General features: G+C 62.5%; 11 protein-coding genes and 3 tRNA genes. 10 read left to right on the top strand and 4 right to left on the bottom strand.

What is annotated here, in order from left to right; all coding sequences use genetic code 11:
• Positions 1-399: DUF6918 family protein (locus tag QM600_RS27625; protein ID WP_283264951.1), on the top strand; the 399-nt coding region annotated here is incomplete at its 5' end.
• Positions 400-457: 58 nt separating this feature from the next.
• On the opposite strand, the gene QM600_RS27620 is transcribed toward QM600_RS27625, so the two are convergent.
• Together QM600_RS27620 and QM600_RS27615 are read right to left on the bottom strand one after the other, a co-directional pair.
• Positions 458-1,285 carry a siderophore-interacting protein gene (locus QM600_RS27620; protein WP_283264950.1) on the bottom strand — a complete coding sequence of 276 codons (828 nt, stop codon included), beginning with the start codon at positions 1,283-1,285 and terminating at the stop codon, positions 458-460.
• A 49-nt stretch (positions 1,286-1,334) separates the two neighbouring features.
• Complete coding sequence (locus QM600_RS27615; RefSeq protein ID WP_283264949.1) at positions 1,335-1,937, bottom strand: flavin reductase family protein; 603 nt, start codon at positions 1,935-1,937, stop codon at positions 1,335-1,337.
• 55 nt (positions 1,938-1,992) lie between these two features.
• Here QM600_RS27615 and menD point away from each other — a divergent pair, with 55 nt between their 5' ends.
• Genes menD through QM600_RS27595 form a run of 4 tightly spaced genes read left to right on the top strand, consistent with a single transcriptional unit; the run spans position 1,993 to position 6,000 of the window.
• Positions 1,993-3,621: a 2-succinyl-5-enolpyruvyl-6-hydroxy-3-cyclohexene-1-carboxylic-acid synthase gene (gene menD / locus QM600_RS27610; RefSeq protein WP_283264948.1), complete on the top strand. Its 1,629-nt coding sequence runs from the start codon at positions 1,993-1,995 to the stop codon at positions 3,619-3,621.
• A complete protein-coding gene (locus QM600_RS27605) occupies positions 3,618-4,061 on the top strand; it encodes a DUF3592 domain-containing protein (protein ID WP_283264947.1) in 444 nt (147 codons plus the stop codon). Before menD ends, QM600_RS27605 begins: the two co-directional genes overlap by 4 nt.
• A gap of 57 nt (positions 4,062-4,118) precedes the next feature.
• On the top strand, positions 4,119-5,264 hold the full coding sequence (locus QM600_RS27600) for a glycosyltransferase family 4 protein (RefSeq protein WP_283264946.1): 1,146 nt from the start codon (positions 4,119-4,121) through the stop codon (positions 5,262-5,264).
• Between the two features lie 13 nt (positions 5,265-5,277).
• On the top strand, positions 5,278-6,000 hold the full coding sequence (locus QM600_RS27595) for a demethylmenaquinone methyltransferase (protein ID WP_283264945.1): 723 nt from the start codon (positions 5,278-5,280) through the stop codon (positions 5,998-6,000).
• Here QM600_RS27595 and QM600_RS27590 read toward each other — a convergent pair whose 3' ends face one another.
• Entirely contained in the window at positions 6,001-7,263 is a 1,263-nt protein-coding gene (locus QM600_RS27590; RefSeq protein WP_283264953.1) for a geranylgeranyl reductase family protein, read from the bottom strand.
• A 104-nt stretch (positions 7,264-7,367) separates the two neighbouring features.
• Between QM600_RS27590 and QM600_RS27585 the strand changes: the two genes are divergently transcribed.
• On the top strand, positions 7,368-8,417 hold the full coding sequence (locus QM600_RS27585) for a polyprenyl synthetase family protein (protein WP_283264952.1): 1,050 nt from the start codon (positions 7,368-7,370) through the stop codon (positions 8,415-8,417).
• Positions 8,418-8,547: 130 nt separating this feature from the next.
• On the top strand, positions 8,548-9,411 hold the full coding sequence (gene htpX / locus QM600_RS27580; protein WP_283264944.1) for a zinc metalloprotease HtpX: 864 nt from the start codon (positions 8,548-8,550) through the stop codon (positions 9,409-9,411).
• A 99-nt stretch (positions 9,412-9,510) separates the two neighbouring features.
• Here the strand turns inward: htpX and QM600_RS27575 are convergent, their stop codons facing one another.
• Positions 9,511-10,002, bottom strand: a complete 492-nt coding sequence (locus QM600_RS27575; protein WP_283264943.1) for a YajQ family cyclic di-GMP-binding protein — start codon at positions 10,000-10,002, stop codon at positions 9,511-9,513.
• Between the two features lie 224 nt (positions 10,003-10,226).
• On the opposite strand from QM600_RS27575, the gene QM600_RS27570 reads away from it, so the two are divergent.
• The 3 genes from QM600_RS27570 to QM600_RS27560 all read left to right on the top strand — a co-directional run bounded on the left by QM600_RS27570 (position 10,227) and on the right by QM600_RS27560 (position 10,933).
• Positions 10,227-10,309 (top strand) — tRNA-Tyr (locus tag QM600_RS27570).
• Positions 10,310-10,743: 434 nt separating this feature from the next.
• Positions 10,744-10,816, top strand: a tRNA-Thr gene (locus QM600_RS27565).
• 44 nt (positions 10,817-10,860) lie between these two features.
• A tRNA-Met gene (locus QM600_RS27560) sits at positions 10,861-10,933 on the top strand.
• Position 10,934: the final 1 nt, after the last annotated feature.

Raw genomic sequence — 10,934 nt, 5'->3', positions numbered from 1 at the left:
GCGGTCGTCGCGGACGTGCAGACCTTGATCGACGCAGAGGTTTCGGATAAGTCGGGGGCCTCAGGGCTAGCTCTCAAGGGTGGCTACGGCGCAGTCAAGAAGGTGAGCCCGTCCATCGTTCCGGACGCGGTCACCGCACTTCTGCCGGCCTTCGTATCGAAGCTCGAGCCGTACTGGCAGGAATTCTCCGCTTCGGGCGGTGCCAGCTTCGCCGAGTTCATCACCGCTCGCGGCGACGCAGTTGCTGACTCCCTCCTCGAGGTGACGGACGAGCGTATCGACGGCAGCGACAAGGCCGTCGTCAAGTCGATGTACTCGAAGCTGCGCGGTTCGGCCAAGAAGCACGTGACGGCCGCTCTGCCGCGGCTGGGCGATCTGATCCAGAAGCACGCTGCCTAAGTTTTTTCGCAAGACAAGAGCGGCCGGGGAGTTTTGACTCCCCGGCCGCTCTTGTGCGTTAGTTGGCAGCGTGGCCGACGCGCCAGAAGCCCGTGAATGAGATGTCTTGTTTCGCAAAATTTCGGTCATTGACGAGGTGGCGTCGCAAGCCGGTTGTCAGGGCCTGCTCGCCGCCGACAAAGGTGTATGACGGCCCCGTTGGCAGCTCGGCTGCCCGGACTGTCTCGAGCGCGAGGGTGCCAGGCTTGGCCTGTGGATCGTCGCGGACGAGCCAGTGGACGTTGACGCCCGCTAGTTCAGGATGCTCCTGCTTGTCGTCGAGGTGCGGAATCTCGATGAAGACCTCGGCGCGCAGATCGGTGGGGGCGAAATCGAGGATTCCGAGGATCGCGGGCAGTGCGCTCTCGTCGCCGACCAACAGTTGCCAAGTGGCGTCGGGCCCGGGGTTGTAGATGAGCCCCTCGTCCAGGACGCCGACCTTGTCGCCCGACGCAGCATTCTCAGCCCAGGCCGAGGCCGGTCCGATATCGCCGTGGAATGCAAAATCGATGTCGATTTCGGGAGTTTCTCCGAAAAGTCCCGCGCCGGCCGCTCGATAGGCGCGGACCGTGTAGGCGCGAAGAATTGGCCGGACGTCCTTGGGTATGCGGAGGTACTGGGCGTACCAGAGAGCACTTGCCGCACTCGGTAGTCGCAGTTCGCCGTGACCGGCCTGGGGAATGAAGATGCGGAACCACTGATCGGCACCCATGGGCGTGATGGTGGAGAGTTCTTCGCCGGCGATCGTGATTCGGATGAAGGTGGGGCTGATTCGTTTGTTTGCCACGACTTCTACAGTCGCGACACTGCGGGTCGCAGGTTTCACGAATTTCGAGCGCTTGGCCATGGCTAGGTACCCCGATCAACGACAATAGGTCAGGCAACCCTAACTTAAGTTAGGTCGTTCGGGGAGTTCGGGGGCGTTCCTTGACGGTCACCTCAGGCGGCAGACCCCACTCCGCCCGGCCCAAACGGCTCATCGGCGCCACCACGCCGAAATCGGGCAGACCGTCGTCGCCGAGCGCTTCCGATTTCACTACAACCGCGACCACATTCCCCATCACCACAAACGAATTACCCACCTCGATCACCTGGTGAAGCGTGCATTCGATGGCAATCGGGGAATCCGCCACCCGAACCGGACGTACCCGCTCGCTCGGCTCGCTCCTGATGTCGAGTTCGAGAAATTCATCGGCATCGGCGTCGTAGAACGCCGAACTGTCGTTGACTGCATCCTGCAACGACGCCGTCGCCAGATTGATCACGAACTCGCCGGTCGCTTCGATGTTGCGCAGACTGTCCTTGCGGCCTACCGATGTGAACTGCACGATCGGCGGGGTAGAACTCGCGACGGTGAAGAAGCTGTAGGGAGCCAGATTGCCGACGCCGTCGGACGAGAGCGTCGACACCCACGCGATGGGCCGAGGGACTACCGATGCCGTGAGTAACTGGTAGAACCGTCGTGGTTCGGTATCGGCGGGGTCAAAGAGTGTGCGCACTCACACATTCAACCCCCTCAGACGCGAACACTCCCACATCTGACACTCTTGAAGCGTGAATCCGTCCACAGCACAAGCCACAGCCGTCGTCGACGAACTGGTCCGTGGTGGCGTGCGTGAAGTCGTGCTCTGTCCAGGCTCTCGCAACGCACCTCTTGCATTTGCTCTGCAGGCCGCAGACCTCGAGGGACGGCTGCGTCTGCATTTGCGGATCGATGAGCGGACGGCAGGCTTCTTGGCGCTCGGCTTGGCGATTGCCGGCAAGCGTCCGGTGCCCATCGTGATGACCTCCGGTACGGCTGTTGCCAACCTCGGACCCGCGGTTCTCGAAGCGAACTACGCCCGAGTCCCCTTGGTGGTGCTGAGTGCCAATCGTCCGTACGAAATGCTCGGAACCGGAGCCAACCAGACCGTCGAGCAGCTCGGATTGTTCGGCAGTCAGGTGCGCGCAACCATCAGTTTGGGACTGGCCGAAGACGATTCGACCCATAACAGTCAGACACAGAACAGTCAGTGGCGCTCGGCAGTGTGCCGGGTCCTCGCCGCTGCGCGTGGCACTCGATCCGGCAATGCCGGACCCGTCCACTTCGACATACCGCTGCGCGAGCCGTTGGTCCCGGACGTTCACCTGCAGGGCCCCGTTCCGGAAGGCCGCCCCGGCGGAGCAGCCTGGACTACCACGCAGAACGCAACGCTCGACGTTCCCGTCGACCTGGATCTCACCGCCGATACCGTCGTCATCTCCGGACACGGAAGCGCGCTGCGCCCGGAACTTGCGGGATTGCCGACCGTCGCCGAACCCACCGCGCCGATGCACGGAATCCCCCTCCATCCGCTCGCGCTGTCCCAGCTCAAGCCGAAGCAGGCCATCATCACCGGCCGCCCCACCCTGCATCGTCAGGTGTCCAAAGTTCTGGCGGATCCGAGCGTCGACGTGTATGCACTGACCACCGGCCCGCGCTGGCCCGACGTCTCCGGCAACGTGCTCGCGACCGGAACCAGAGCGGTTGTCAGCGGATCTCCCGACCCCGCGTGGATCAAGCGATGCATTTCGTTGACCGATCACGCCGACGCCGCTGTCCGCAAGCAACTCGACGCGCATCCCAAGGCCACGGGCCTGCACGTTGCCGCAGCGGTGATGGGTGCGCTCACGGACGGTGACCAGCTGTTGCTCGGTGCCTCCAACCCGGTTCGGGACGCAGCTCTCGTGAGTTACCCCAAGCCGACGGTTCGTGTCCTCTCCAACCGCGGTGTCGCCGGCATCGACGGCACCGTCTCCGCGGCCGTCGGCGCTGCCCTGGCGTACGACGAGGGACGCACCGTCGCGCTGATGGGCGACCTGACGTTCCTCCACGATGCATCCGGCCTCCTGATCGGGACGGGTGAGCCGAGGCCGCAGGACCTCACGATCGTGGTCGCCAACGACGACGGCGGCGGCATCTTCGAACTCCTAGAACAGGGCGACCCGCAGTACGCCGGCGTTTTCGAGCGAGTTTTCGGAACGCCTCACGGTATGGATCTGGCGGCACTGTGTGCGGCCTACCGGGTTCCGCATACAGCCGTGGGCGTCGACGGACTTGCGGCGGCGTTGGCGCAACCCGCCGGCGGTATCCGAGTTCTCGAAGTGCCGACCGACCGCAGTGGCCTGCGCGAGCTTCATGCATCCGTGCGAGCGCAGCTGTGACAGAAGCTGTTCTCCGTCGCTTCCGCATCGGAATTCTGGTTGTGGCGATTGGTATCTCGGTTCTCGCGGTCGTACTTATCCTCGGCGCGTGGCGCAACGACCGGACCATCGAAGCCGACATGGGTACGGCAACGGCCGAGGTACTCTCGGCCGGTTCGCTGCGCTCCGCAATCAGCTTCGTCACCCCGGACGGTGCAAACCGAAACCCGCCACTCGGTGTCCTCTATCCCACCAATCTGACTGTGGGACAGCGTATCGAGGTCGAGTACGCGAAGAGTGACCCCGACCTGGTGCGAGTAGCCGGACGCAATGCGTCCGTCGCCATGGTCCCCGCCGGATCGGTCATCGTCGTGACGTGGCTGCTGGCCGGACCGATGATCTGGTACCTGCGCAAACGAGAAAGCGCGACCCGTATTTCGAAGCCTGACACCTCGAATTAGCTTGCTTTTCACACGAACACGGCGTGGACTTTTCCCGGTCCTGTCACCGTAATCGGTGTGAGAGTAGCCATCGTTGCGGAGTCCTTCCTGCCCAACATGAACGGCGTCACCAACTCGGTACTGCGCGTGCTCGAACATCTCGATCGGGCGGGCCACGACGCCCTGGTCATTGCGCCCGACACCGTTGGATCAGAACCATCTGCGCCAACCGAACACGAAGGCGTGCAGGTTATTCGAGTGCCCGCCGTCATGGTTCCCAAAGTCAGTTCACTGCCGGTCGGATTGCCGGGGCCACGGCTGGTTGCGGCGGTCCGTGACTTTACACCGGATGTCATGCACCTCGCGTCGCCCTTCCTGCTGGGAGCCGGGGGAGTGGGCATTGCGAAACGTCTCCAGGTGCCTACCGTCGCGGTCTACCAGACCGATGTCGCGGGCTTCGCCGAAAGCTACGGGCTGGGCATCGCCAGCCGCGCCGCGTGGGCGTGGACCCGGCAAATACACAAGAGCTGCAACCGGACCCTTGCACCGTCGACCGCGGCTGTCGACGCCCTCGCAGAACACGGCATTCCCCGCGTCCACAAGTGGGCCAGGGGCGTCGACGCCCAGAGATTTGTACCGTCGCGTCGTAGCGCGGAACTGCGCCGGGCCTGGATTGGCGACGCAGACCGACTGGTCATCGGATTTGTCGGACGGTTGGCACCCGAGAAACACGTCGAACGGTTGGCCACGTTGGCCGGAGATCGCAGTCTACAACTCGTTGTTGTCGGCGACGGGCCGGACCGAGACCGTTTGCATACGTTGATGCCTGACGCCATCTTTACCGGGCAACTCGGCGGGACTGCCTTGGCCGACGCCTATGCGAGCCTGGACGTATTTGTCCATCCCGGCGAACACGAGACCTTCTGCCAAGCGGTCCAGGAAGCCCTCGCGAGCGGCGTGCCCGTCATCGGGCCTGATGCCGGTGGGCCACGTGATCTGATCTCGAATTGCCGCAACGGCTATTTGCTCCCGGTCGGCAGGTTTACCGACCTCCTTCCGAGTGCAGTCGACGCGTTGCGTCAGCGGGATCTACGAGCAGCATTCGGGACCGCTGCCCGGCGTTCGGTGTTGCACCGAACCTGGCCCGCCATCTGTGACGAGCTGCTGCGTCACTACGACGACGTGGCGGGTCAGGGGTGGCGCACGAGTGCCCGAGCGGCCTGAACACCTTCGCAACATGAAGGTTGGTAGCGTTTCCGGTGTGGCCACTACACACGGAACCCGGGCAACTCTCGACAAACAGCCGCGCGAAGTCGCGTCGATGTTCGATGATGTCGCGGAACGATACGACCTCACCAACACCGTGCTGTCCTTCGGCCAGGACAAAGGGTGGCGCAAAGCCACCCGCGAGGCTCTGGACCTGAAGCCGGGTGAGAAGGTGCTCGACCTCGCGGCCGGTACCGGAGTCTCGACAGTCGAACTGGGACGATCCGGAGCGTGGTGCGTCGCCACCGACTTCTCCAAGGGGATGCTGAAGGCCGGGCACGCACGCAACGTGCCGATGGTGGCCGGCGACGCCATGAATCTTCCCTACGCCGACGACGTGTTCGATGCCGCGACCATTTCCTTCGGCCTGCGCAACGTCTCAGACTTCGAAGCCGGCCTGCGCGAAATCGCCCGTGTCACCAAGCCTGGCGGACGCCTCGTTGTCAGCGAGTTCTCGACCCCCGTGTTCAGCCCGTTCCGCACGGTCTACATGGAATACCTGATGAAGGCACTTCCGCAGGTCGCGCGCGCCGTGAGCAGCAACCCGGACGCCTACGTCTACCTCGCCGAATCCATTCGGGCCTGGCCGACGCAGGAAGAACTGGCCCGCAAGATCGAGGCTGCCGGCTGGAAGAACGTCAAATGGCGGAACCTCACCGGTGGCGTCGTAGCGCTGCATTACGCAACGCGGTAGTCAGCCGAAGAGCGGTCGGGAGTCGATCCTTCGGGATGCGGCTCCCGACGCCCGCCATGCTCGCGCCGTCAAGTCGGCGTCGGCGTCGGTGACGAGGTTGCCCATCACCCGCACCGCGATGGTCATCAGAGCCTTCGAGCGCATCGCGATGGGTCCGGACGCCGGTAGGAACTGCGGGACGGTGAGTAGTCCGGCAAGGCGCCGCGCCACCGAGAATGCCTGCCCGTAGTGCTCACGAAGAACGCTCGGCCATAACTCGGTCAGATCGTCGGCACCGAGGTGTTCGACTATCAACCGTCCGCCTTCGAGGCCGTAGTCGATGCCCTCACCGTTGAGTGGATTCACGCATGCAGCGGCATCGCCGATGATTGCCCAGTTGCGTCCGGCGATGTTCGAAACCGCGCCGCCCATGGGTAGCAAAGCTGAAGCGACGGAATGGATTTCACTGTTCCAGGACCATTCGCTGCGACGCTGCTCCGTGTACAGATCGAGGAGCGGGCGGAGTGCTCCGGAGGCCGGTCGCTTGGCTGTCGCCAGGGTGCCGACGCCGATGTTCACCTCGCCTGTCCCCAGCGGAAAGATCCAGCCGTAGCCGGCCTGGATGGTGCCGGCTCCGTCGCGGAGTTCCAGATGCGAGGTGATCCACGGATCCGCGCTACGGGGTGTTCCGACATACGCGCGGGCTGCAACGCCGTACGCGGTGTCCCGATGCCATTCGCGACCCAGTTTCTTGCCGAGCGTCGAGCGAACGCCGTCGGCGACGATCAGGGTTCGGCACCGCAGAGTGCTGCTGCCCGAGGGGCCCGACAGGACGACGCCGGTCACCCGATCGCCGTCACGTTCGACGTCGACGGCCTTGGTGCCCTCGATCATCACCGCACCCGATTCGATCGCGCACCGGCGGATACGGTCATCCATTTCGGTGCGGGGGACAGCGCTCCCGATCGATGGGAAGGATGTCCCGGGCCATTCCAATTCCAGTTCCTGACCGAAACCTGACAGACGGAGCCCACGGTTGGTGGTATGTGACCTAACCCACTCGCCCAGCCCTAGTAGATCGAGTTCGGCGACGGCGCGCGGAGTGAGTCCATCACCACATGTCTTGTCTCGAGGGAACACGGCAGCGTCGACCAGAACGACGTTGCGGCCACTGCGTGCGGCCCAGGCTGCGGCCGAAGATCCCGCTGGACCAGCACCGATGACCACAATGTCGGTTTCGGTCGGCTGCGAATTCACGGCGGGGGACTGCTCTTCTCCGGACACACTCACATCTTCCCAGGCTCATGTTCACGACCGTGGCGAGGCCGTTCGGTGAGCGAGGCGCTAGGTTCACTACCGTGGGAACCGAGCCGTCACTGACGACAGGAATGGGTACTGACATCGTGAGCACCGAAAAGACTGCTGCCGACGCAACAGCAGTGAGCACCGTCGTTGCAGGAATCGACCTGGGCAACGACGAGCTTGCTGCAGTAATCCGTAGTGGACTCTCCGATGTCGAAGAGTTGTTGGTCAGCGAGCTGTCCGACGGGGAGGACTTCCTCACCGAAGCTGCGCTGCATCTCGCGCGCGCCGGCGGGAAGCGTTTCCGGCCGCTGTTCACGATTCTGACGGCGCAACTCGGCCCCAACCCGACCGATCCGTCCGTCGTGACAGCAGCCACGGTCACTGAACTTGTGCACCTCGCGACGCTCTATCACGACGACGTCATGGACGAGGCAGCAATGCGTCGTGGAGCTCCGAGTGCCAATGCGCGCTGGGGTAACAGCGTCGCCATTCTGGCCGGTGACTACCTGTTCGCTCATGCGTCGCGGTTGGTCTCGACACTCGGCCCCGAAGCCGTGCGGATCATCGCCGAGACCTTCGCGGAGCTGGTCACAGGCCAGATGCGCGAGACGATCGGTGCTCGTCAAGAGCAAGATCCGATCGAGCACTACCTCAAGGTCGTGTGGGAGAAAACTGGTTCGTTGATCGCCGCTTCCGGTCGATTTGGCGGCACGTTCTCCGGTTCCGATGCAGCGCATATCGAACGCCTCGAGCGTTTGGGTGACGCAGTCGGCACCGCATTTCAGATCGCGGACGACATCATCGACATCTCGTCCGACGCTGAGCAGTCGGGTAAAACGCCCGGTACCGACCTCCGTGAAGGTGTCCATACGCTCCCGGTGCTCTACGCATTCCAGGAGGAAGGCGCCGATGCCGACCGTTTGCGTGAACTGCTCGCCGGGCCGGTCACCGAGGATGCCGACGTCGAAGAAGCTCTAGCCCTGCTCGATCGTTCGCCGGGAATGGCAAAGGCGAAGGCGAAGTTGGGTGAGTACGTCATCGCAGCGAAGACGCAGCTCGCAGAATTGCCGCAAGGCCCGGCAAATGTCGCGCTCGTACGCCTGATCGACTACACCGTCGAACGAGTTGGCTGACGCATAGCGGATCGTGCTGTTGCCACAGGGAACCTGCACACCACTGCCCTTCGTTGACTGAGCAAGTCGGTTGAAACACCGATAGGTTTCAGGCGAGTTCTGAGCTCGGACGGGTAAAGAGGTGAGCGCTGTGCACGGCTACGCAAACGGAGCCAAGACTTTCGGGCTGTTGGTCGGCATGTCTGCCCTGATCGTGTTCGTCGGATCGTTGTTCGGTAACTCGACCATCTTGTTGGGGTCAATCGTTTTTGCCGTAGGAATGAATGCCTACGTCTACTTCAACAGCGCCAAGCTGGCACTGCGTGCGATGCATGCTGTGCCCATCACCGAGGTCGAAGCGCCGGCGATCTATCGCATCGTGCGTGAATTGGCGACGACGGCACATCAGCCGATGCCAAGCCTCTACCTCAGCCCCACAAACGCGCCCAATGCCTTCGCTACGGGCCGTAATCCGCGACATGCCGCTGTGTGTGTGACCAGCGGAATCATGGCGCTGTTGAACGAGCGTGAGTTGCGAGCCGTACTCGGTCACGAACTTTCACACGTCTACAACCGAGACATTCTGATCTCATCCGTGGCCGGCGCGATGGCCGCCGTGATTTCAGGTCTCGCCAACTTCGCGATGTACGCCAGCATGTTCGGCGGTCGGGGAAACGGACAGGGATCCAACCCGATCGCGCTGCTACTCGTCGCCCTGCTGGGGCCGATAGCGGCGACGGTGGTCAAACTCGCGGTCTCCCGCTCACGGGAGTATCAGGCTGATCAATCGGGAGCTGAGCTCACCGGAGACCCGTTGGCGCTCGCTTCGGCATTGCGGAAGCTGGAGGCCGGCGTTGCGGCCGCCCCATTGCCTCCGGAGCCGCAATTGGCAGCTCAGTCGCATCTTATGATCGCAAACCCGTTTCGGGCGGGGGAGAAGATGAGCAAGCTGTTCTCGACGCATCCGCCGATGGCCGATCGGATCGAGCGTCTGGAGAAGATGGCGGGGATGTAGGGGCCCACGGGCCCCTGTACAGATATCGGGACCCTGCGGCCCCTTGTGTGCCTTTTTGGTAGTACGGACTACCAAAAAGGCACACAGGGCGCGCAGCGCCTACCTGTAGTTCACGAACTGCAGTGCGATTCCGAAGTCCTCACCGCGGAGGAGAGTCATGACGGCCTGGAGGTCGTCACGCTTCTTGCTGCTCACGCGGAGCTCTTCACCCTGGATCTGCGCTTTGACGCCCTTAGGGCCCTCGTCACGGATCTTCTTGGTGATTTTCTTCGCATTCTCGCTGGTAATGCCCTGGACCAACGTCCCGGACAACTTGTAGATCTTTCCGGACTGGGCCGGCTCGCCGGCATCGAACGCCTTCAGAGAGATGTCACGGCGAATCAACTTTTCCTTGAACACCTCGAGTGCGGCCAGCAGACGCTCCTCGGTATCGGCGTTCAACGTGATCGTCTCTTCACCCGACCAATCGATTGACGCACCGGTGTTTCGGAAGTCGAAACGCGTGGTCAACTCCTTGGCAGCTTGATGCAAGGCGTTGTCTACCTCTTGACGGTCTACTTTGCTCACCACGTCGAAGGACGAATCAGCCACTTCACACTCCCGCTTCCCGGTAATTCACGAACATCGTGTTGCATCCACCTTCCATACCGGTGGATACGTCGACGGTATCGGTTCCGCACCGCCTGTTACCACCCGGTTTGCTAAATGGGGGTGGGTTCGTTGTATTCTTCTCACCGCACCAAGGAAGTCGTTCTTGGCCGCTGCGCGTCGCGATATACTTGCGAGAGCATCGGATCAGGACCCTGGTGCAGCATGGCAGATTGCCCGAGCGGCCAATGGGAGCGGACTGTAAATCCGTCGGCGTATGCCTACGTAGGTTCGAATCCTACATCTGCCACACAGAGTCAGCCCCGATCTTCGAATCAGAAGATCGGGGCTGACTTTTTTGTATCTGCAGGTTGGTTCGTGCAAACGGTTGATCTACCGACCTGTGTCTGCAGCCGGCGGATTGCACTCTCCCTGTCGTTCCAGGAGGGGCAGATGCGGCCCAGGGAACTCTCTGCGGTGGGTATTGATCCTGGAACCACTCGGTTACCTGCCAGGAGGGCATCTTGGCGGCGGTGCGACCTTCCGGGGTGGAATCGCGGGTCTATCTGCGGGGTTTTCGCGTCATCCCAGTTCGCAGATAGGCCTCGCCATACGCGCCAATCGGTGCAACAATGGGCTCCGGCACCAATTTTGCCGCGTTGACCAGCCGATTTGGTGCTGACGACTGTTTCTGTGTAATCTTTCGGAGGCTTCAAGAGAGCGGAAACGCACTCCAGAGGCCACGCCCCCTTAGCTCAGTCGGTAGAGCGTTTCCATGGTAAGGAAAAGGTCAACGGTTCGATTCCGTTAGGGGGCTCGCTGGATTGGGGTGCCGTGCTTACACGCGACACTCGACACCGAGGCGGTGTAGCTCAGTTGGTAGAGCAAACGACTCATAATCGTTGCGTCGCCGGTTCAAGTCCGGTCACCGCTAC

Origin of the sequence: Rhodococcus sp. IEGM 1379 (assembly GCF_030056815.1) — a bacterium.
Lineage (GTDB): Bacteria > Actinomycetota > Actinomycetes > Mycobacteriales > Mycobacteriaceae > Rhodococcus_F.
The sequence above is the reverse complement of the archived record's forward strand: the minus strand, read 5'-3'. Positions and strand labels throughout refer to the sequence as shown.

Bases quoted from the DNA above. Each gene is read 5' to 3' on its own strand.
- QM600_RS27620 (WP_283264950.1), bottom strand. From the start codon at position 1,285: ATGGCCAAGCGCTCGAAATTCGTGAAACCTGCGACCCGCAGTGTCGCG.
- QM600_RS27585 (WP_283264952.1), top strand. From the start codon at position 7,368: ATGGGTACTGACATCGTGAGCACCGAAAAGACTGCTGCCGACGCAACA.
- QM600_RS27595 (WP_283264945.1), top strand. From the start codon at position 5,278: ATGAAGGTTGGTAGCGTTTCCGGTGTGGCCACTACACACGGAACCCGG.